The 21261-nt window shown below is 74.7% G+C and carries 18 protein-coding genes and 1 riboswitch; of the genes, 5 read left to right on the top strand and 13 right to left on the bottom strand.

Annotation, left to right across the window (positions count from 1 at the left end; all coding sequences use genetic code 11):
* Positions 1 to 45 precede the first annotated feature (45 nt).
* Positions 46 to 3675 (top strand): fibronectin type III domain-containing protein, encoded by a 3630-nt coding sequence (locus GA0070621_RS01485; RefSeq protein WP_091190841.1) that lies wholly within the window; start codon positions 46 to 48, stop codon positions 3673 to 3675.
* Here GA0070621_RS01485 and pspM read toward each other — a convergent pair.
* The 7 genes from pspM to GA0070621_RS01450 form a co-directional block, all read right to left on the bottom strand.
* Positions 3672 to 4442 (bottom strand): phage shock envelope stress response protein PspM, encoded by a 771-nt coding sequence (gene pspM / locus GA0070621_RS01480; RefSeq protein ID WP_091190837.1) that lies wholly within the window; start codon positions 4440 to 4442, stop codon positions 3672 to 3674. The genes GA0070621_RS01485 and pspM overlap by 4 nt on opposite strands.
* A gap of 15 nt (positions 4443 to 4457) precedes the next feature.
* Entirely contained in the window at positions 4458 to 5318 is an 861-nt protein-coding gene (locus tag GA0070621_RS01475; RefSeq protein WP_091190834.1) for a PspA/IM30 family protein, read from the bottom strand.
* 177 nt (positions 5319 to 5495) lie between these two features.
* A complete protein-coding gene (locus tag GA0070621_RS01470; RefSeq protein ID WP_091190830.1) occupies positions 5496 to 5945 on the bottom strand; it encodes a helix-turn-helix domain-containing protein in 450 nt (149 codons plus the stop codon).
* 231 nt (positions 5946 to 6176) lie between these two features.
* Entirely contained in the window at positions 6177 to 6767 is a 591-nt protein-coding gene (locus GA0070621_RS01465) for a CinA family protein (RefSeq protein ID WP_167666494.1), read from the bottom strand.
* 85 nt (positions 6768 to 6852) lie between these two features.
* Complete coding sequence (gene pgsA / locus GA0070621_RS01460) at positions 6853 to 7434, bottom strand: CDP-diacylglycerol--glycerol-3-phosphate 3-phosphatidyltransferase (protein WP_091190826.1); 582 nt, start codon at positions 7432 to 7434, stop codon at positions 6853 to 6855.
* 77 nt (positions 7435 to 7511) lie between these two features.
* A complete protein-coding gene (gene rimO / locus GA0070621_RS01455; protein ID WP_091201865.1) occupies positions 7512 to 9005 on the bottom strand; it encodes a 30S ribosomal protein S12 methylthiotransferase RimO in 1494 nt (497 codons plus the stop codon).
* A gap of 60 nt (positions 9006 to 9065) precedes the next feature.
* The gene (locus tag GA0070621_RS01450) at positions 9066 to 9986 is read right to left on the bottom strand and encodes an ornithine cyclodeaminase family protein (RefSeq protein ID WP_167666493.1); all 921 of its coding nucleotides are present in this window, start codon (positions 9984 to 9986) and stop codon (positions 9066 to 9068) included.
* Positions 9987 to 10077: 91 nt separating this feature from the next.
* Positions 10078 to 10142: riboswitch (guanidine-III (ykkC-III) riboswitch) on the top strand.
* 57 nt (positions 10143 to 10199) lie between these two features.
* Between GA0070621_RS01450 and GA0070621_RS01445 the strand changes: the two genes are divergently transcribed.
* Both GA0070621_RS01445 and GA0070621_RS01440 read left to right on the top strand, forming a co-directional pair.
* Positions 10200 to 10514 (top strand): DMT family transporter, encoded by a 315-nt coding sequence (locus tag GA0070621_RS01445; protein ID WP_091201863.1) that lies wholly within the window; start codon positions 10200 to 10202, stop codon positions 10512 to 10514.
* A gap of 71 nt (positions 10515 to 10585) precedes the next feature.
* On the top strand, positions 10586 to 10852 hold the full coding sequence (locus GA0070621_RS01440) for a hypothetical protein (protein ID WP_167666492.1): 267 nt from the start codon (positions 10586 to 10588) through the stop codon (positions 10850 to 10852).
* A 21-nt stretch (positions 10853 to 10873) separates the two neighbouring features.
* Here GA0070621_RS01440 and GA0070621_RS01435 read toward each other — a convergent pair whose 3' ends face one another.
* A complete protein-coding gene (locus GA0070621_RS01435; RefSeq protein WP_091190819.1) occupies positions 10874 to 13327 on the bottom strand; it encodes an FtsK/SpoIIIE family DNA translocase in 2454 nt (817 codons plus the stop codon).
* Positions 13328 to 13440: 113 nt separating this feature from the next.
* Here GA0070621_RS01435 and GA0070621_RS01430 point away from each other — a divergent pair, with 113 nt between their 5' ends.
* Both GA0070621_RS01430 and GA0070621_RS01425 read left to right on the top strand, forming a co-directional pair.
* Positions 13441 to 13920, top strand: coding sequence for a type III secretion system chaperone family protein (locus tag GA0070621_RS01430; protein WP_091190816.1), 480 nt, complete (start codon positions 13441 to 13443; stop codon positions 13918 to 13920).
* A complete protein-coding gene (locus GA0070621_RS01425) occupies positions 13917 to 15755 on the top strand; it encodes a type III secretion system chaperone family protein (protein ID WP_167666491.1) in 1839 nt (612 codons plus the stop codon). The genes GA0070621_RS01430 and GA0070621_RS01425 overlap by 4 nt, the downstream gene beginning before the upstream one ends.
* Before the next feature lie 9 nt (positions 15756 to 15764).
* Here the strand turns inward: GA0070621_RS01425 and GA0070621_RS01420 are convergent, their stop codons facing one another.
* The 5 genes from GA0070621_RS01420 to GA0070621_RS01400 all read right to left on the bottom strand — a co-directional run bounded on the left by GA0070621_RS01420 (position 15765) and on the right by GA0070621_RS01400 (position 21182).
* Positions 15765 to 17453 carry a ribonuclease J gene (locus tag GA0070621_RS01420; protein WP_091190814.1) on the bottom strand — a complete coding sequence of 563 codons (1689 nt, stop codon included), beginning with the start codon at positions 17451 to 17453 and terminating at the stop codon, positions 15765 to 15767.
* A 52-nt stretch (positions 17454 to 17505) separates the two neighbouring features.
* Positions 17506 to 18432: a 4-hydroxy-tetrahydrodipicolinate synthase gene (gene dapA / locus GA0070621_RS01415; RefSeq protein ID WP_091201857.1), complete on the bottom strand. Its 927-nt coding sequence runs from the start codon at positions 18430 to 18432 to the stop codon at positions 17506 to 17508.
* A 53-nt stretch (positions 18433 to 18485) separates the two neighbouring features.
* Positions 18486 to 19223, bottom strand: a complete 738-nt coding sequence (gene thyX, locus GA0070621_RS01410; protein ID WP_091190812.1) for an FAD-dependent thymidylate synthase — start codon at positions 19221 to 19223, stop codon at positions 18486 to 18488.
* Positions 19224 to 19345: 122 nt separating this feature from the next.
* Positions 19346 to 19948 (bottom strand): DUF2752 domain-containing protein, encoded by a 603-nt coding sequence (locus GA0070621_RS01405; protein WP_091201855.1) that lies wholly within the window; start codon positions 19946 to 19948, stop codon positions 19346 to 19348.
* Between the two features lie 4 nt (positions 19949 to 19952).
* Complete coding sequence (locus tag GA0070621_RS01400) at positions 19953 to 21182, bottom strand: winged helix-turn-helix domain-containing protein (RefSeq protein WP_091190809.1); 1230 nt, start codon at positions 21180 to 21182, stop codon at positions 19953 to 19955.
* Positions 21183 to 21261: the final 79 nt, after the last annotated feature.

The raw sequence follows: 21261 nt of genomic DNA, 5'->3' as shown, positions 1-21261 counted from the left end.
GCACGCCGGGGTGGCGGCGGGCGCGCCTTGATCCCGGGGAGAGCCATGGCCCTGTTCCGCAGACTCCGGCCGGGCTGGGCGGACCGCGCCGTCCGGACCCAGGAGGACCACGCGCCGACCGTGCCCGCCGCCCGCGTCGCCGAGGACGAGACCGGGCCGGGACCGGCCAGCCTCGACCCGGCCGCCGTGCCGCGCTGCTTCGGCCCGGTGCCGAACTTCGCCGGCAGCCCGCTGCCGGTGCTCGACCGGGACGGCCGGCCGGTGCCCGGCACCGGCATCCGCAAGTTCGTGGACGCGCTGCCGCTGCCCAACACGTTCGACGGCTCCAGCTCGCCGGCCACCGCCGGGCTGGGCGCCCGGCTGCCGGTGGCGGTGCCGGACACCATCACCTGGCCGGGCTGCGACTACTACGAGATCGGGTTGCAGGAGTACGCCCAGCGCCTGCACCGGGACCTGCCGGCCACCCGGCTGCGCGGCTACCGCCAGCTCAACCTGGGCACCGACCCGTCCGGGCACAACACGGTCAGCCCGCCCGACCGGCCCTGGCACCTCGGCCCGGTGATCATGGCCCGCCGCGGCCGGCCGGTCCGGATCAAGTTCATCAACCAACTACCCACCGGCCGGGCCGGCGAACTCTTCCTGCCGGTCGACGAGACCCTGGACGGGGCCGGCACCGGACCGCTGAACGGGCCGGCTCCGTACCCGCAGAACCGGGCGGTGCCGCACCTCGCCGGGGCGCAGACGGCGTGGATAAGCGCCGGCAACCCCTGGCAGTGGGTGACCCCGGCCGGCGAGATCACCCCGTACCCGGTCGGGGTGGGGGTGACCCCGGTGCCGGACATGCCGCCGGCCGGCGCCGGGGCCACCACCCTCTACTTCCCGAACGAGCAGAGCGGCCGGCTGATGTGGCTGCACGACAACACGCTCGGCCTGTCCCGGCTCACCGTCTATTCCGGGCAGCTCGCCGTCTATCTGCTCACCGATCCGGCCGAGGAGCGACTGATCGACGAGGGGGTGCTCCCCGCCGACCAGGTGCCGCTGGTGATCCAGGACAAGACCTTCGTACCGGACGACGCCCAGCTCGCCGCGCAGGACCCGACCTGGGACCGGGACCGCTGGGGCGCCAAGGGCAGCCTCTGGCACCCGCACGTCTACCAGCCCCGGCAGAACCCGTACGGCAGCACCGGCACCAACCCGACCGGCCGCTGGGACTACGGGCCGTGGACGCACGACCCGGACGGCGGCGCCAGCCCGTGGGTCGCCCCGGTGCCGAACCCGCACCACGACCCGGTCGCCGAACCGGACGAGCCACCGCTGGCGCCCAACGTGCCGCACCCGTCGGCCGTCCCCGAGGCGTACGGGGACACGCCGCTGGTCAACGGGGTGGCCTATCCGTACCTGGAGGTGGCGCCACGGGCGTACCGGTTCCGGATCCTCAACGCCTGCGCGGACCGCAGCCTCAACCTCCAGCTCTACCGGGCCGGTTCGGACGGGCCGATGTGGGCCGCGGACGGCAGCCTGGCCGACCCCGACGCCGGGGAGGTGCCGATGGTCGAGGCGGTACGGGCGGCCGGCCGGCCGGCGTGCTGGCCCACGGACGGGCGCGACGGCGGGGTGCCGGATCCCGACGCCGCCGGCCCGGAGCTGATCCGGATCGGCAACGAGTCGGGCCTGCTGCCCGCCCCGGTGGTGCTGGCGAACCGGCCGATCGGCTACCGGTACGACCGGCAGGACCCGACCGTGCTCAACGTGGACGGGCACGCCCTGCTGCTCGCCCCGGGGGAGCGGGCCGACGTGGTGATCGACTTCGCCACGGTCCCGCCGGGCAGCGCCCTGATCCTCTACAACGACTGTCCCACCCCGGTGCCCCGGTTCGACCCCCGGTACGACCACCACACCGGTGCTCCCGACCGCACCCCGACCGGCGGGCTGCCCGCCGCCCGGCCCGGCTACGGCCCGAACACCCGGACCCTGCTCCAGTTCCGGGTGGCCGGCGCCCCGGCGGAGCCGTACGACGTGGCCCGGCTCGCCGCCCGCCTGCCCGGGGCGTACGCGGCGAGCCAGCGACCGCCGATCGTGCCGCAACCGGCGTACGACGCGGCCTTCGGCACCCGCACGATCCGCGAGACGCTCGCCCCGGCGCGGGCCACGTCGGTCACCTTCACCCCGGCCGGCGCGGTCGCCCCGGTGACCCTGCCGCTGCTGGTGAAGTCGGTCGGGCAGGTCTTCGAGGCCCGGCACGGCCGGGCGGTGGGACGGCTCGGCGTCGGCCACCCGAACGCCGGCCCGCTCACCGCGGCCACCCTGCCGCTCGGGCCGGTCGACCCGGCCACCGAGGTGCTGTACGCGACCGATCCCACCGCGCCGGTCGGCGGGCCGGCCGACGGCACCCAGCTCTGGCGGATCGTCGGGGACGCCCCGCGTACCCACCCGGTACACCTGGCGGGCTGCGACGTGCAGCTGGTCAACCGGGTCGGCTGGGACGGCACGGTACGCCCGCCGGACCCCGACGAACTGGGCTGGAAGGAGACCGTCCGGGTCAACCCACGGGAGGACGTGATCGTGGCGCTGCGCCCGGTCCCGCCCAGCCTGCCGTTCAAGGTCGGCGACAGCGTACGACTGCTCGACCCGACCCGGCCGGCCGGCACCCGGCTCGACGGCAGCCCGGTCAGCCCGGTCGACGGGCGGCCGGCGGCGGTGGTCAACCAACTGGTGAACCTGGGCTGGGAGTACCGCTGGCAGACCCGTGCGGCGGGGCTGCGCGACCAGGGCATGAGCCGGCCCCTGGTGCTGCGGGTCGCGCCTGCGGCCCCGACCGGGCTGAACGCCACCCCGGTGCCCGGCTCGGCCACCGCGCTACCGGCCATCGCGCTGGCCTGGACCGGCAACGGCAGCCGTCCCCCGGCCACGAGCCACCTGCTGCAACGCGCCACCGACGCCACCTTCACCAGCGGGCTCACCGAGATCACCGTGGCCGCCACCGCCAACCGGTACACCGACGCGACGGTCACACCCGGGGTCACCTACCACTACCGGATCCGGGCGGAGAACGCGGTGAGCTGCTCGGCCTGGTCGAACAGCGTACCGGCGTCGGTGCAGCTCACCTCGCCGCAGAAGGTGGCCGCGGCGGTGCCACCGGCCGCGCCGCTGCGGGTCGCGCTGCGCTGGGCCAACCGCTCGTACGCCACCGGCGTGGACGTGCAGCGGGCCACCAACCCGACGTTCACCAGCGGGCCGGGCACCACCGCCATCGCGGTCGGCGACGCCCACGTCGATCCGGCGGTCGCCCCGGACACCACGTACTACTACCGGGTCCGCACCACGTACCTGGGCGCGGCGTCACCCTGGTCGACGGTCGCCACGGTGACCACCCCGCCCCGGCCGGGGCTGCCGACCGGGGTGGCCGCCACCGCCACCGCGCCCGCACCGGACACCGCCACGGTGATCCTGAGCTGGTCCGCCAGCACGCCCACCGGTCCGGGCTCCGGTTTCGTGGTGCAGCGGGCCGCCGACCCCGCGTTCGGCCACGAGCTGACCACCTTCACCGTCACCGGCCGGGGGTTCACCAACACCGGGCTGGCCCGGGGGACCACCTACCACTACCGGATCCGGTCGTTCAACGTCGTCGGCACCTCACCCTGGACCGGCCCCATCCCGGTCACCACCCCCACCTAGCCCCGTGCTACGGGGGTGTGGGGGGTGCGGAGTTCGGCCAGGGCGGAGGCGACGCCGTGCAGGAGGTCGGTCGCCTCGGTGAGTCGGGCCGCCGCGGGGTGCTCGGTGGTCGGTCGGGCGTCCTCGGCCACGTAGCCGGCGGCGGCCACCACCAGCCGCTCGTACGCCGACACCCCGCTCTCCAGTTGGCCGGCCAGGGTGCCGTGCACCTCGGCCAGCGGCTCGTTCGGGGCGAGCTTGAGCGCCCGTTCCACGCTGGCCACCCGGGCGGCCAGGTCGCGCAGCGAGCGGTCGGCCTCGACCGCCTCCCGGACCGCCGGCTCGGCCAGCCCGGTGAGCCGGCCGGACATCCCGTCCAGGGTCGACGCCGCCCGGTCGAGCCGGGCCCACGCCTGCGCGGCCGTGGTGCCGCGCAACGCCAGGCGGGACCGGACCCGGCGTACCTCGGCCAGGACGCCCGGCCCGACGGGCAGCCGCTCGACGGCGGCGACCAGCCGGGCGCGCGAGCGGGCGGCGGCCTCGGCCGGGTCGAGCGCCGGCGGCGCCGGCGTGGCCGCGAGGGCCCGCAGGTCGGCCCAGCGCCAGGCGGCGACCGCGATCGCGCTGCCCGCGGCGCCGGCCCAGATCGCGTCCGGCAGGCCGATCCCGGCGTACGGGGTCAGCACCGCCGTGGCGCCGCCGAGCCCGCCGGCCAGGACGCTCCACCGGCGGGCGGAGCGCCGCAGCCGGCGCAGTCGACGGAAGTATTGGGCCCGTTCGTCCGCCATCGCTCTCCCCCGTCCCTAGCTGGTGGCGCTCTCCCCGGTGCCGCGCTCCCGGCTCAGGCTGGCGCGGATCTCGTCCAGCCGGGCGGCGGCGGCCGGGTCGGCGGCGGGCTGCGTCTGCCCCACCGCCGGGGTCTCCTGCCGGCCGGTGAGCCGCTCGCCGGCCATGCTCGACCGGATCTGCTCCAGTCTCGCCGAACCGGCCGAGTCGAGGGTCGCCTTCTGGATCTCCAGCATCCGGCCCTCGACGGAGTTGCCGGCCAGCTCGGCCCGGCCCATCGCGGTGGCGTACCGGCGCTCGATCCGGTCCCGGACCTCGTCGAGCGAGGGGGTGGTGCCGGGGGCGGTGAGCGCGGACATGGATTCCAGCGAGTGGGCCACGCTCTCCTGCATCTTGGCCTGCTCGAGCTGGCTGAGCAGCTTGGTGCGCTCGGCCAGCTTCTGCTGGAGGATCATGGAGTTGTTCTCGACCGCCTTGCGGGCCTGGGCGGCCGCCGCGAGCGCCTGGTCGTGCAGCGTCTTCAGGTCCTCGGCGGCCTGCTCGGCGGAGACCAGCTGGGTGGCGAGGAGCTGCGCCGACTGCTCGTACCGACCGGCCTCGGACTCGTCGCCGCGGGCCCGGGTCTGGTCGGCCAGCACCAGGGCCTGCCGGGCGTTCGCCTGGAGCTGCTCGACCTCGGACATCTGCCGGGACAGCTTCATCTCCAGCTGGCGCTGGTTGCCGATCACCGCGGCCGCCTGCTGGACCAGCGCCTGGTGCTGCCGCTGGGCCTCCTCGATGGCCTGCTGGATCTGCACCTTCGGGTCGGCATGCTCGTCGATCTTCGAGCCGAAGAGCGCCATCAGGTATTTCCAACCCTTGACGAACGGGTTCGCCATCTCCGCCTTGTCCCCTCACTAGCGTCGCTGCGCCGCCTCGCCCGCGCCGGGCGGGTCGACCGGCGGGCCACGCGGTGTGCCTCCATCGTTCCAGGCGTACGCCAGCCCGGCACCCGGACGACCCTGATCAACAGTACGCGGCGGATGCCACCGGAGCCACGGCGTGACCGCGCGGAGTCAGGCGGCGCAGACCACGTCCCGGTCCGCGGGGCGGACCCGGGTGCTGCGCAGCGTCGCCTTGAGCGGCGAGTCCTGGCGGACCTGGACGGCCACCGACCCGTCGGAGGACACCTGGCGAACCGCCCGGTTGGTCGCCTTGCGGACGGCCGGCGCGGCCACCGGCGACGACTCGACCGGCTGGTCGGCCACCGGAACCAGCACCCCCGGCAGCTGCTCGGCCAACGCGACGGTGTCGCTGACCTCGCGGAGCAGCTCGGAGAGACGGGCACCGAGCGCGTCGCAGATCGCCGCCAGCAGCTCGCTGGAGGGCTCCTTCTGGCCGCGCTCGATCTCGGAGAGGTAGCCGAGGCTCACGTTGGCGGCGGAGGAGACCTCGCGAAGGGTGCGGTGCTGCCCCTGCCGGCGCGCCCGTAGTGCGTCACCGATCACCCGGCGTAGCAGGACCATCGCACCTCCTCCTGACGGGACCACCTGCTCCGGGCCCGGCCGGCCGTGCCGCGCCGGACGCGGCGGACCGCTCCGGCACCGATGCCGTCCGTCGGAGCCTTCCCGCAACCGTACCCGTTGGCCGCCCGCGCGACATCCCGCCCCGCCTCTCCAATTGCCCGGATCCATCCGGGCGGCAGGCCGGACGGCCGTTCCCGGGCGGGCCCGCGGTCGGGCGCGTCGTGGTGGGGCTCACCGCCGGCCAGCTCCGGCCCGGTCGGCGTCGCCCGTCCCGTCGCCCGGCTGGGTGTCCGCCCCGTCGTCTGTCTCGTCGCCCGTTCCGGCGGCGTGGATCCGGTCGGCCAGCAGCCGCAGCGCCTCGATCACCGCGGCCGACCGGATGTGGTCGCGGCCACCGTCGAGGTCGAGCCGGCGTACCCGGGTGCCGCCGGGACCGGCCACCGCGACGTACACCAGGCCGACCGGCTTGCCGTCCTGCGGTTCCGGCCCGGCCACCCCGGTGGTGGCCAGGCCCCAGTCGGCGCCGCAGCGGCGGCGTCCGCCCTCGGCGAGCGCGACGGCCACGTCCGGGTCGACCGGCCCGCGCTCCGCCAGCAGATCCTCCGGTACGCCGGCGAGCTGCGACTTGAGCTCGGTGGCGTAGACCACCAGGCCGCCCCGGTAGACGCCGCTCACCCCGGCGATCTCCACGATCGAGGCGGAGAGCAGCCCGCCGGTGAGGGACTCGACGGTCGCGAGGGTCTCGTGCCGCAGCGACAGCCGGTGCACCACGCCCGCCGCCGGGTTCCCGACGGGCCGCTGGTGCCGCGCATCCGTACCCATGCCGATCCTCTCCTTCCTGCCACCGCCGGCCCGCTCATCCTGCCCACCGACCCGCTGGACGGCGGTGGTCGCCACGCCCGGTGGGTCAGGGGGCGGGGCGGCGCAGCCGGAGTGCCTGGGCGATGTAGTCGAAGCCGGTCAGCACCGTGACGACGACCGCGGCACCCATGATCCACGGGCCGACGGCGGCCGCCGCGGCGGGCATCGGCCAGAGGTACCAGGTGATGGCGAGGATCTGGAGCGCTGTTTTGATCTTGCCGCCCCGGCTGGCCGCGATCACCCCGTGCCGGATCACCCAGAACCGCATCCCGGTGATGCCCCACTCGCGCAGGAGGATCACCGCGGTCACCCACCAGGGCAGCCGGTCGTACCAGGACAGCAGCACCAGGGCGGCGCCGGTGAGCGCCTTGTCGGCGATCGGGTCGGCGACCTTGCCGAGCGAGGTGACCAGCCCGAACCGGCGGGCGATCCAGCCGTCCACCAGGTCCGTCACCGAGGCGACCACGAAGATCAGGCAGGCGGCCATCCGCCAGCCGGCCTGGGCCATCCCGGAGGTGACCACGGTGACCGCGAAGACCGGCACCAGCAGCAGCCGCAGCGCGGTCAGCACGTTCGCCGCGTTGAGCAGCGGAACCCGGGCCACCACGGTCGACTCCGCTCCGGTCATCCCCGCACCCCGTTCCGGCCGCCGTGGCGTCCCTCGCACCGCACCACGCGGCTCCCCCGCTCCGTCCGGGCCCGTCGTCACCGTGCCGCGCCGGGCGCCGCCGAGATCATCTCATCCGGTACGGCGACCAGGTCGACACCCTCGGTCGCGGTGACCGTGGCCCGGACCAGGTCGCCGGGGCGCAGCGCGGCGAGGTCGACCCCGCCCGCCTCCGGCGCGACCAGGGTGGTCGAGCCGTCCACCTCGGGTGCCTGGTGGGCCGCCCGGCCCTCGACCACACCGTCGGCGACCGAGTCGACCAGCACCTCGACCGTCGACCCGAGCCGCTCCTCGGCCCGCTGCGAGCAGAGCTCGTCGGCGAGCGCGCTGAGCCTGTCGTAGCGCCGCTTGACGGTGGCGGCGGAGACCTTGCCGGACAGGCCGGCGGCCTCGGTGCCGTCCTCGTCGCTGTAGTCGAACACGCCGATCGCGTCGAGTCGCGCCTCGGTCAGGAACCGGACCAGCTCGGTGACGTCCTGCCGGGTCTCGCCCGGGAAGCCCACGATGAAGTTGCTCCGGGCGCCCGCCTCGGGGGCCAGCGCGCGGGCGGAGGCCAGCAGCTCCAGGAAGCGGTCGGTGGAGCCGAAACGGCGCATCCGGCGCAGCACCGGCTCGCTGGAGTGCTGGAACGACAGGTCGAAGTACGCCGCCACGCCCGGCGTGGTGGCGATCACCTCGACCAGGCCGGGCCGGGTCTCGGCGGGCTGGAGGTAGCTGGCCCGCACCCGGACGATCCCGTCGATCGCGGCGAGCTGCGGCAGCAGCTTCTCCAGCGCCCGGGGGTCACCCAGGTCCTTGCCGTACGAGGTGGAGTTCTCGCTGACCAGCACCAGCTCGCGGACGCCGGTCTTGGCCAGCCACTCCGCCTCGGCCAGCAGCTCGTCCGGCGTACGCGAGACGAACGCGCCGCGGAACGCCGGGATGGCGCAGAACGCGCAGCGCCGGTCGCAGCCGCTGGCCAGCTTGAGCGAGGCGACCGGGCCGGTGTCGAGCCGGTGCCGCAGCACCTGCCGCAGGTGGGCCGGGGTGTGCTCGTCGGTCTCGGCGGTCACCCGGGCCGGCGTGCCGTGGCCGGGCAGCGACACCGCCGCGTCGCGCCGGTTGACCGGGGTGAGCGGCAGCAGCTCACGCCGGTCGCGGGGGGTGTGCGCGTCGAACGCCTCCCCGGCGACCACCGCGTTCAGCCGGGCGGAGATCTCCGGGTAGTCGTCGAAGCTGAGCACGGCCTGCGCCTCGGGCAGGCTGTCGGCCAGCTCGCGGCCGTACCGCTCGGCCATGCAGCCGGCGGCGACCACCTTCGCGCCGGTGTCGGCGGCGGCGAGCAGCGTCTGGATCGAGTCCTGCTTGGCCTTCTCCACGAAGCCGCAGGTGTTCACGACCACCACGTCGGCGCCCTCGCCGTCGGTGGTCACCTGCCAGCCGTCGGCGTGCAGCCGGGCGGCCAACTCCTCCGAGTCGACCTCGTTACGGGCGCACCCCAGGGTCAGCAGGGCGACGCGGCGGTTTTCAGCAGGGGAGGTGGCAGACACCATCCGAGGGTACCGGGCCGCGCGGGTGCTCCGGCGGGGGCGGGCCGCCGCGCGGACCACCGGTCAGCGGGCCGCCGCACCCACCCGGGCCAGGCGATCGAGCAGGAAGACCTCGGTGCCGGCCAGGCCGGTGGAGCAGAAGACCGAGATCTGGTCCGCGCCGGTCCGGCCGGGGACCGCGCCGGCCAGCACCGCGCCCAGGTCGCGCAGCCGCCCGGCGTACGGCTCGACGGCGGCGAGCATCGGCGGGGCGTACGCGGCGGCCTGCGCCGGCGAGTCGGTGACCAGCAGGTCGGCGGCGTCCAGCAGGTCGGTGCCGAACTCGTGCCGGTCGGTCTGCTTGAAGCCGACCGCGTTGACGTGGGTGCCCGGGGCGAGGTCGGCGGCGGCCAGCACCGGGGTGGTGCTGGTGGTGGCGAGCACCACCACGTCCCGGTCGCGTACCGCCTCGGGGGCCGAGTCGACCGCGTGGGCCGGCACGCCCAGCTCGGCCCGGACCCGGGCGGCGAACGCCTCCCGGCGGGCCGCCGAACGGCTGTGCACGGTCACCTCGCGCAGCGGACGGACCGCGGCGGCGGCCCAGACCTGGGTCCACGCCTGCCGGCCGGAGCCGACCACACCGAGGGTGGCCGCGTCGGGGCGGGCGAGGGCGTCGACGGCCACCCCGCCCAGTCCCCCGGTACGCCGGGAGCCCAGCTCCTCGCCGACCGCGATCGCCCGTACCGCGCCGCTGCGCGCGTCGTGCAGCACGACCAGTTGCCCGCTCTCCGGGAGCCCGAAGGTGTCGTAGGACCGGAAGCCGTACCACTCGCCGGTGAGGTGGCCGGCGGTGAGCACCATCCGGCCCCCGCCGAGCGGGGCGGACGCCCGGGGCGGGGCGACCAGCCGGCCCTCGTACGCGGCCAGCAGGGCGTCCCGCATGGCGGCGACGGTGCACGGGGCGTCCAGGGCGGCGACGTCCTCGTCGGAGAAGAGCAGGGTCATGTGGACCATCGTGCAACTTGAAGTTGACGTCAACTCCAGCAGTGGTGGCCATTGTCACCGCGGCCACCGACCGGTCCCGGTGCTACCGTCGGCTCCGGCGGCCCTGCCGCCCCGGACGAGTGGTGGGCGTACCCGGTCAGGCCAAGACGCCCCGCGTGAGTGACCACCCGTCCCGGCCCCGGCGGCCGGGCCCACCCGGCAGAGGTGACCGTCATGGCCTGGATCGTGCTGGTGTTCTCGGGGCTGCTGGAGACCGTCTGGGCGATCGCCCTCGACCGCAGCGCCGGCTTCAGCCGCCCCCTCCCCTCCCTCGTCTTCGTCGGCTCGCTGGTGGCGAGCATGGCCGGCCTGGCGTACGCGCTGCGCGACATCCCGGTCGGCACCGGCTACGTGGTCTGGGTGGGGATCGGCGCGGTCGGCACCGCGCTGGTCGGCATGCTCGCGCTGCACGAACCGGCCACGCTGCCCCGGATCGGCTGCCTGCTGCTGGTGGTCGCCGGCGTGGTCGGGCTCAAAATCTTCCACTGAGCCCCCGAAACGGGCATATCGTCCGGTTTTGTCACCCACGGATAGCGGGTAGTGCTCCCTGACCTCGTCCGATGGACCTGTTCAGGGAGGACATCATGGCCGGCACCCACGCCACCGCCCGCCCGCACAGCTCGGCCCGCGTCTGCACGATCCTCGCGTTCGTCTTCGCGGTCGTCGCGATCTTCTTCCTACCGCCGCTCTTCGGCCTGGTCGGCCTGCTGCTCGGCATCGTCGGCGCGGTGCTGGGCGACAAACCGCTCGGCTGGTACGCCGCCGCGGCCGGCGTGGTCGGCGGCGTGCTCGGCATGATCATCGCCTACGCGATCTACCGCTCCTGACCGACCTGCCACCGCCGCCCGCTAGTCGTCGCCGCGCAGGCCGGCCAGGACCTCCTCCAGCTCGTCCGGCTTGACCAGCACGTCGCGGGCCTTGGAACCCTCGGACGGCCCGACCACGCCCCGGGTCTCCATCAGGTCCATCAGCCGGCCCGCCTTGGCGAAGCCGACCCGCAGCTTGCGTTGCAGCATCGAGGTGGAGCCGAACTGCGAGGTGACCACCAGCTCCACCGCCTGCACCAGCAGATCCAGGTCGTCGCCGATGTCCTCGTCGATCTTCTTCTTGCTGTCCTGCGCCACGGTCAGCACGTCCGAACGGAACTCCGGCTCGCGCTGGTTCTTGCAGAACTTCACCACGTCGGCGATCTCGCGCTCGGTCACCCAGGCGCCCTGGATCCGGAGCGGCTTCGACGCGCCCATCGGCAGGAAGAGGCCGTCACCGCGACCGAGCAGCTTCTCCGCCCCCGGCTGGTCGAGGATGACCCGGGAGTCGGCCAGCGAGGAGGTGGCGAACGCCAGCCGGGACGGCACGTTCGCCTTGATCAGACCGGTCACCACGTCGACCGAGGGGCGCTGGGTGGCCAGCACCAGGTGGATGCCGGCGGCCCGGGCGAGCTGGGTGATCCGGACGATGGAGTCCTCCACGTCGCGCGGCGCGACCATCATCAGGTCGGCCAACTCGTCCACGATCACCAGCAGGTACGGGTACGGCCGCAGCTCGCGCTCGCTGCCCGGCGGAGCCTTGATCTCGCCGGTACGCACCTTGCGGTTGAAGTCGTCGATGTGCCGGACCCCGTTGGCGGCGAGGTCGTCGTAGCGCATGTCCATCTCGCGGACGACCCACTCCAGCGAGTCGGCCGCCTTCTTCGGGTTGGTCACGATCGGGGTGACCAGGTGCGGGATGCCCTCGTAGCCGGTCATCTCGACCCGCTTCGGGTCGACCAGCAGCAGCCGCACCTCGTCCGGGGTCGCCCGGGTGAGGATCGACACGAGCAGCGAGTTCAGGCAGGACGACTTGCCGGCACCGGTGGCCCCGGCGATCAGGATGTGCGGCATCTTCGCGAGGTTGGCCACCACGTAGCCGCCCTCGATGTCCTTGCCCAACGCCACCACCATCGGGTGGTGGTCGCCGGTGGCGGCCCGCGAGCGGAGCACGTCGCCGAGCGCCACGTTCTCCGGGTCGGTGTTCGGGATCTCCACCCCGACCGCGCTCTTGCCCGGGATCGGGCTCAGGATCCGCACGTCCGGCGACTTCACCGCGTACGCGATGTTGCGGGAGAGCTGGGTGATCCGCTCCACCTTGACGCCCGGGCCCAGCTCGACCTCGTACCGGGTGACCGTCGGGCCGCGGGTGAAGCCGGTAACCGCGGCGTCCACGTCGAACTGTTCGAACACGCCGGTCAGCGCGGCGATCACCTCGTCGTTGGCCTTGCTCCGGCTCTTCGGCGCGGCACCGCTGCCGAGCATGTTGGCCGGCGGCAGCGTGTAGTCGCCGGCCAGCCCGGCCAGTTCGAGCTGCTCGGCCCGGGTGGGCAGCGGCGAGTGCTCCGGCGGCTCGACCGGCTTGCGGGTCGACGGCACCTTCGCCGGCCGCTTGCGCGGCAGCACCAGGGTGTCCTGCAGGTCGACGCCGTCGAGGTCGCCGTCCAGGTCCGCCGGGTCCAGCGGCGGCGGGACGCGCTTGGCCGGCCGCTTGCGGGCCGGCTTCGGCGCCGCCTCGGCCTCGGCGTCCTCGGTGGCCGGGGCCCCGACCAGGCTGCCGGCGAGCAGCCCCAGCCGCTCCGGAATCTTGTTGATCGGGGTCGCGGTGACCACCAGCAGGCCGAAGACCAGCAGCAGGACGAGCAGCGGCACGGCCACCCAGGCGGTGACAGCGGCCTTCAACAGGTCGCCCACGCCCGCGCCGAACAGGCCCCCCGCGTAGTCCCGCTGCGCCCCGTCGGCCGGGTCCTGTCCGATGTGCAGCAGCGCCGCGGTGGCGAGCAGCATCGAGCCCCAGCCGACCAGGCCACGCCCGCGATGGGCGGGGTCGGACGGGGTACGCAGCAGCCGCCAGGCGCCGATCATCAGCAGCACCGGCACCACGATCGCGATCGCGCCGAGGAAGAGCCGGACGGTGTCGGCCAGGCGCGCGCCGACCGGCCCGGCGCCGCCGAACCAGATGCCCACCGCGCTGAGGATGGCGAGGCCGAACAGGAGCAGCCCGGCGCCGTCGCGGCGGTGCTCCGGGTCGAGGTCGCGGGCCGAGGCGGCGTGCCGGCCGGCGGCCCGGACCGCCCAGCCCAGCCCGTGCGCCAGCCCCATCCAGAGGGCACCGACCGCGCGTCCGACGTAGACAGCCGGGCCGGGCCGGGCCGCCGGACGCCGCCGGGGACTCGCCTTGGTGGCCTTCTTGGCCGGCTGACGGGCACGGCTGTTCGTGGTGCCACGCGGCGACGCGCCGCGCCGCCGGCTCGCCTGAGAGGTACGGCCCGCCATAGAGTCACCGTAACGGCGGGACCCGGCGGATCGCCGCTTTTCCGGGTCGTGTCCGCGCGTCGCAGCACCGAACGCGCCGCAGTCTGTGTTATTCGCCTCAGAAGGGATGCCCCATGGCGTCGCCGGAGATCGAGGACGGTCCGGACGGCCCCCTGGCCGGACACCCGGAGGCGTCGCGACCGCTGAGCGGCGAGCTGATCGCCGCCGTGCTGGCCAACCGTGGGTACGCGGTGGCCGAGGACGCCGACGGCGACCTGGTGGGCCGGTGGGAACAGGGCCTGATCTGGTTCCACCGCCGGGGAGTCGCCGGGGAGCTGCTCCAGGTCCGCATGGTCGCCGCGCACCGCTTCGGCATCGAGCGCGTCCCCGACCTGTACGCGTTCTGCAACGCCTGGAATCACGACCGGCTCTGGCCGAAGGCGTTCGTGCACGTGGCCGACGACGGACTGGCCCAGGTCTGCGGCGAGGTGACCACCGATCTGGAACGCGGCGTCACCCCGCACCAGCTCGACCAACTCATCGACTGCGGCGTCGCCACCGGCTGCCAGCTCGCCGTCGCGGTGGGCCGCCTGCCCGGCGGGTCGGTCCGGTGACCACCTTCAGCGACCGGGGGCTGGCCGACGCCCTCGCCGACGCCCGGGACCTGCCCGACGGCGAGGCCCGCTGCGCCGAGTTGGAGCGGATCGCCACCCGGGCCGACGCGACCGGCGACCCGCGTACCGGGATGACCGCGCGGTTCGCGCTGATCGAGGCGTACCTGCATCTCGGGGAGCGGTGGCGGCTGGTCGAGCCGGTGCGCCGCTGCCTGGCCGCGCTCGACCGGACGCCCGGGCTGCTGGACGGCCGCCCCGGCGACGAGGTGGGCCTGCGCCGGCATCAGCGACAGGCGGTGGAGGCGCTGTTCGGCACCCCGCGGATCAGCCTGGACCAGGCCCGGTCCCTGTTGGACGACCTGGCCGAGCGGCTCGGCCCGGACGCCGAGCCGGTGGCCGAGCTGCGTTGCCGGCTCGCCGACCACCTCGGCGACGAGCCCACCGCCCGCCGGGAGTACGCCCGCTGGCACGACGACCGTTCCGGCCCGCCGCCGCGCCGTGATCCCGACCGGCCGGAGGACCAGCCCGGCCCGGCGGGTCGTGCGCCGCGCCACGACCGGGAGGGGCCGGCGGAGCAGTCCGGCTCGGCGGGCCCTGAGCGGGGACGGCCGGCGGCACCCGACCCGGTCGCCGCTGGATGGCGTTCGCGTCGGGGCGGCGATGTGGCCGCTGCCGCCTTTGGCGCTGATGTCGCGAACGAATCAGCGTGCCGGCGATCCGTTGGTGATATCAGTTCCAGAGCGAGCCACGGCTGCCCCGGCTGCGCCCCGGCGCGGCGGGCCGAGCTGCTGGCCGGCTGGGGAGAGCCGGCGGCGGCCCTGGCGGCGCTGCGACCGGTGTTCGACGGCGAGGTGGGCTGCACCGACCAGCCCGAGCGGGCCCTCGCGGCGGCGCTGCTGCCGTGGCTGCGCACCGGTGCGGCCGCCCGCGCCGCCCGGGCGCACGTGCGGGCGTACCGCCGGCACCGCCGGGAGCGGACGGCGTTCCCGTTGCTCGCCACGCACCTGCGGTACTGCGCGCTGGGCGGGCACCTGGACCACGGGCTGGACCTGCTGGCCGAGCAACTGCCCCGGCTGGACCAGCCCGCCGACGACCTCTCCGCGATGGAGTTCGCCGCGGCGGGCGCGCTGCTCTGCGGGCTGGCCGTCGAGGCCGGGCTCGGCGGGCGGCGGGTCCACCGTGCGGGGCACGGGCCGGGGCCGGCGGCCGAGGTGGACGTGGCCACGCTCGGCGGTCAGCTCCAGTCGCTCGCCATCGAGCTGGCCGGCAGCTTCGACGCCCGCAACGGCACCGGGCACCAGTCCGGCCGGATCGCCTCCTGGCTGGCCGAACGGCCGGTCGCCGAGCCGGTGCCGCTGCCCGACCAGGACGACGTCGACGACTGGCCGGACGACGACCCGGCCGAACCGGGCTCGCCGGGCGAGGAGGACCCGGCCCCGCTCAGCCTGGCGCTGCTCACCGCCGCCCTCGACGTACGCGGCGACGGCTACGCGGTGGAGCCGGACGGCACCGTGGTGGGGCGCTGGGGCGAGGCCGTGATCCAGTTCCGCCGGCTCGGGCGCCGGGGCGAGATCCTGCACGCCCGGGTGGTGGCGACCCGCCGGCTGCCGGAGACCCGGCGGGCCGAGGCGTACGCGTTCTGCAACGCCTGGAACCACGACCGGCTGCTGCCGGCGGCGTACGTGCACGATCCCGGCGACGGGACGCTGGTGCTGGCCGCCGACGTCACCACCGACCTGGCGTACGGGGTGGCGCCGGCGCAGCTCGTGGTGCTGGTGACGGCGGCGGTCAGCACCGGCGCCGCGTACGCCGAGGCGGTCGCCGCGCTGCCCTGACCCGTCCGGTCAGACCTCGACCACCGTGGGGACGATCATCGGCCGGCGGCGGTACGCGTCGTTGACCCAGCGCCCGACGGTGCGCCGGACGATCTGCTGGAGCTGGTGCGGGTCGGTGATGCCGTCCGCGGCGGCCCGGTTGAGCGCCTCGGTGACCAGCGGGACGACCGGGCCGAACGCCTCCGGGTCCTCGGAGAAGCCCTTCGCGGAGACGGTCGGGCCGCCGACCACCTTGCCGGTGACCGAGTCGACCACCACCGTGGCGGCGATGAAGCCGCCGTCGCCGAGGATCCGCCGCTCGGTGAGCAGCGACTCGCTGACGTCGCCGACGGCGAGGCCGTCGACGTAGACGTACCGGCTCTTCACGTGGCCGACCAGGCTGGCCCGCCCGTCGACCAGGTCGACGACGTCGCCGTCCTCGCAGAGCACCACCCGGTCCGGGGCGACGCCGGACTCGATGCCGAGCCGGGCGTGCGCCCGCAGGTGTCGCCACTCGCCGTGCACCGGCATCAGGTTGCTCGGGCGGGTGACGTTGAGCAGATAGAGCAGCTCGCCCGCGGGGGCGTGGCCGGAGACGTGCACCTTGGCCACATCCTTGTGCACGACCACCGCGCCGGCCCGGGCCAGTCGGTTGATCACCCGGTAGACCGAGGTCTCGTTGCCGGGCACCAGCGACGACGCGAGCACCACCGTGTCACCGGGGGCGATGGTGATGTGCCGGTGGTCGCCGCTGGCCATCCGGCCCAGCGCGCTCATCGGCTCGCCCTGCGAGCCGGTGGACATCAGCACGATCTGCTCGGGCGGCAGGGTGGTGGCCTCCTCCAGCCCGACCACCAGGCCGGGCGGGATGTTCAGCAGGCCGAGGTCGCGGGCGATGCCCATGTTGCGGACCATCGACCGGCCGATCAGGGCGACCTTGCGGCCGTGCTCGATCGCCGAGTCGAAGACCTGCTGCACGCGGTGCACGTGCGAGGCGAACGAGGCGACGATGATGCGACCGCGCGCCTTGGCGAAGATCGAGTCGAGCACCGGACCGATCTCCCGCTCCGGGGTGACGAAGCCGGGGATCTCCGCGTTGGTGGAGTCCGACAGCAGCAGGTCCACGCCCTCGGCGCCGAGCCGGGCGAAGCCCGCCAGGTCGGTGATCCGGCCGTCCAGCGGAAGCTGGTCCATCTTGAAGTCGCCGGTGTGCAGCACCAGGCCGGCGCCGGTCCGGATGGCCACTGCGAGCGCGTCCGGGATCGAGTGGTTGACCGCGAAGAACTCGCACTCGAACGGGCCGAGCCGCTCCCGGTCCCCCTCCCGCACGGTCAGCGTGTACGGCTGGATCCGCCGCTCGGCCAGCTTCGCCTCGACCAGGGCCAGGGTGAACTGCGAGCCCACCAGCGGGATGTCCGCCTTGTGGGCGAGCAGGTACGGCACCGCGCCGATGTGGTCCTCGTGGCCGTGGGTGAGCACGATGGCCTGGACGTCGTCGAGCCGGTCCAGGATCGGACCGAAGTCCGGCAGGATCAGGTCCACGCCCGGCTGCTCGACGTCGGGGAAAAGCACCCCGCAGTCGACGATCAGCAGCTTGCCTTCGTACTCGAAGACGGTCATGTTCCGGCCGATGGCGCCGAGTCCGCCGAGCGGCATGATCCGCAGGCCGCCTTCCGGCAGTGGCGGGGGGAGTTCGCCCTCGATGTGCGCCTCGGTCACGCGTCCACCTCATTCTGCGACGCCGTCACCCGGCGTCCGTCGTGTCGTTCGATCATTCGGGAAGTGCCAGGCCCGCCGCCGCGCAGTCGGCGCGCAGCTGGGCCAGTTCGTCGGCGGTGGCGTCCACCAGCGGCGGGCGCACCGGGCCGGCCGGCAGGCCCTTGGCCGCCAGGCCCGCCTTCACCAGGATCACGCCCTGGGTACGGAAGATGCCGGTGTACAGCGGCAGCAGCCGCCGGTGCAGCGCGAGGGCGGTGGCGTGGTCGCCCGCCTCGTACGCCTCGATCATCTGCTTGGTCTGCACGCCGGTGAAGTGCGTCGAGGTGCCGACGACGCCGACCGTGCCGACCGCGAGGGCGGGCAGGGTCAGCGCGTCCTCGCCGCTGTAGTAGGCCAGGTCGGTGCGCGCGAGCACCTCGGAGGTGGCGGTGAGGTCGCCCTTGGCGTCCTTGACCGCGACGATCCGGCCGTGCTCGGCCAGCCGGACCAGGGTGTCGGTGGCGATCGCGGTGCCCGCCCGGTGCGGGATGTCGTAGAGCATGATCGGCAGGCCGGTGCCGTCGGCGACCGCGGTGAAGTGCCGCAGCAGGCCGCTCTGCGGCGGCTTGTTGTAGTACGGCGTGACCACCAGCAGGCCGTGCGCGCCGGCCTTCTCCGCCTGCGCGGCCAGCTCGATGGTGTGCCGGGTGTCGTTGGTGCCGACCCCGGCGAGGATCCGGGCCCGGTCGCCGACCACCTCCGCCACGGCGCGGATCAGGCTCTCCTTCTCCGCGTCGGTGGTGGTCGGGGACTCCCCGGTGGTGCCGTTGAGCACCAGCGCGTCGTTGCCCTGCTCGTCGACGAGGTGCTGGGCGAGCCGTACGGCGCCGTCCAGGTCGAGCGACCCGTCGGCGGTGAACGGGGTCACCATGGCCGTGATCAGTCGCCCGAACGGGCGCGACGCGTCCCGGTCGGGAGCGGCAGGGTGGTAGTGCGTCATGTTCACAACCTAGCGGACGACCACCGGAACACCGGCGGCGAAGGGCGCAGGAGTCACTCGGCGTGCGGGCTGGTGGCCACCTCGGTGCCGTCGGGCAGCGTGGAGATCACGAAGTCGGCGAAGACGTTCGGCGCGACCCCCTGGAGCTGCCGCAGGCACTCCACGGCCAGCTCCCGGATCTCCACGTCGGCGTGCTCGGTGGCCCGCATCTTGACGAAGTGCCGCCAGGCACGGTAGTTGCCGGTGACCACGATCCGGGTCTCGGTGGCGTTGGGCAGCACCGCCCGCGCCGCCTGCCGGGCCTGCTTGCGGCGCAGCGTCGGGTTGGGCTCGTCGGTGAAGCGCGCCTCCAGGCCCTCCAGCAGCTCGGTGTACGCCCGCACGCTCGCCTCGGCCGCCTCGACGAACTTCTTGTGCAGCTCCGGGTCCTCGGCGATCGCCGCGGGCTCGACCATGGCCGCGTCCCGCTCCGGCACGTACCGCTGGGAGAGCTGGGAGTACGAGAAGTGCCGGTGCCGGATCAGCTCGTGGGTGAAGGACCGGGAGACCCCGCTGAAGTAGAAGCTCACCGAGCCGTGCTCCAGCACGCTCAGGTGCCCGACCTCAAGGATGTGCGCCAGGTAGCCGGCGTTGGTCGCGGTCGCCGGGTTCGGCTTCTTCCAGCTCTGGTAGCAGGCCCGGCCGGCGAACTCGGCGAGCGCCTGGCCGCCCTCGGCGTCGGTCGACCACGGCACGTCGTCCGGCGCCTGGAACTGGGTCCACGCGATGAGCTTGACCTGGGGCTGCACCATGTCCGGCATTCCTGCGACTGTAGTGGCCGGTGGGCCGGTGGCGAAACTTGGCCACGCGGACGTGAACCTCGGCACCACCGGCACCGCACGGCGGCGGGTCGGCCGGACGACGGCGGGGCCGGTCAGACGTACAGCGAGGTGAACGGGGCCCAGGGCAGGTTGCGCACCACCGAGAAGGCGAGCCACGCGGCGAGGAAGCCGCCGAGCACCTTCGGGCTGAGCCGCAGCTCCGGCAGCCGCCAGCCGAACGCCTGGTTCCCGGCCCAACTGACGAAGAGGTAGGCCAGGAAGGGCAGCGAGAAAACGAAGAGGAAGTGGTGCCGGGCGGCGGCCGGCAGGTCGGCGTGCAGCACGTACCACAGGGCGCGGGTGCCACCGCAGCCCGGACAGTCCAGCCCGGTGAGGAGCTTGAGCACGCACGTCGGCGGGGCGTCCGGGTCGCTGTGGGTGGGGTTGCTCAGCAGCGCGTACGCCATGCCGAGGCCGACGCAGCCCGCGGCGGCGAGGGGCACCGCCCAGCGCGGGGCGCGGGCGTGCAGCCGTAGCACGAAGCGGGTGAACCGGTCCGGCTCGACGGGCTGGTAGGCCACCCCGGCGGGCCAGATCGCCGACCCGGGATCGGCCGGCGCGCCGTCGGCGTGCGGCGCGGCCACGGGCGGGCCGGTGGGCGGAACGGGGGCCGCCTGCGGGTCGGGCGCGGCGGCCGGCCGGTCAACGCTCGTCACGCGCTCACCGTACACCCGCCAGGCTCGTCAGCGCGGCGGCCAGCGGGAGCGCCAGATCGCCGGCGACCGGCGGGGCGACCGCGTCCAGGCCGAGCCAGCCGGCGAGCCGGTAGAGCTCGGCGGCGAGCGCCACCGCGGTCTCTCCCCGGTCGGCGCCGGGCTCCACCCAGGCGGCCGGCACCAGCAGCACCCCGGCCTTCCGGTCGGCCTTCAGGTCGACCCGGGCGGTGAACCGCTCGCCCTGGCGGAACGGCAGCACGTAGTAGCCGTACACCCGCTGCGGGGCGGGCACGTAGATCTCGATGCGGTAGGTGAAGCCGAAGAGCCGCTCGGCGCGGGCCCGCTCCCAGACCAGCGGGTCGAACGGGCTGACCAGCGTGTTGCCGCGGACCCAGCGGGGCAACCGGGCCTGCGCGTGCAGGTAGGCCGGCTGCCGCCAGCCCTGCACCTCGACCGGGGTCAGCTCCCCCGCCTCGACCAGCTCGGCGATCGCCCGCCGCGCCCCGGCCACCGGCAACCGGAAGTAGTCGCGCAGCTCCGGCTCGGCCGCCACGCCGAGCGCCCGCGCGGCGACCGCCACCAGCGTGCGGTGGGCGTCGGCGTCGCTCGGGGTGGGGGCGTCGAGCACCGCGGCCGGCAGCACCCGCTCGGGCAGGTCGTAGCGGCGGGCGAAGGAGGTGGTGCGTTCGGCGGCCGTCACCTCGCCGGCCCAGAACAGGAACTCCAGCGCCCGCTTGACCGTCGACCAGTTCCAGCCCCAGTTGCCGGTCTCCCGGGGCGCGTCGTGCTCGATCTCGGCCGCGGTGAGCGGCCCCCGGGCCGCCACCTCGTCGCGGACCCAGGCGACCAGCTCGGGCTGCTCCTGAACGATCCGGCGCATCCCGCCCCACGCCTCGTCGCGGGCCCGGGCCATCCGCCAGCGCAGCGCCGGTTGCAGCTCGACCGGGACCAGCGACGCCTCGTGCCCCCAGTATTCGAACAGGTCCCGGGGGCGGCGGTAGGCGGCGGTGTCGAGCAGCGCGGTCGGGTAGGGCCCGAGCCGGCTGTAGAGCGGCAGGTAGTGGGCCCGTTGCAGGACGTTGACCGAGTCCATCTGGATCAACCCGACCCGGTCCAGCACCCGGCGCAGGTGCCGGCGGGTGGGCACCCCGGCGGGCGTCGGGTCGGCGAAGCCCTGGGCGGCCAGGGCCACCCGGCGGGCCTGGGCGAGCGAGAGCGATTCCGGTGCGACCATCGCCGCGCACCCTAGTCCACGGGTGTGACACACGACGGCGGACGCTGGACCCGCCGCCTGGCGGCGCGTAGAACGGACG

The sequence above is a fragment of the Micromonospora narathiwatensis genome, from assembly GCF_900089605.1.
Taxonomy (GTDB): Bacteria; Actinomycetota; Actinomycetes; order Mycobacteriales; family Micromonosporaceae; genus Micromonospora; species Micromonospora narathiwatensis.
Note: the sequence above shows the minus strand (reverse complement) of the source record. Positions and strands in the feature narration are given on the sequence as shown.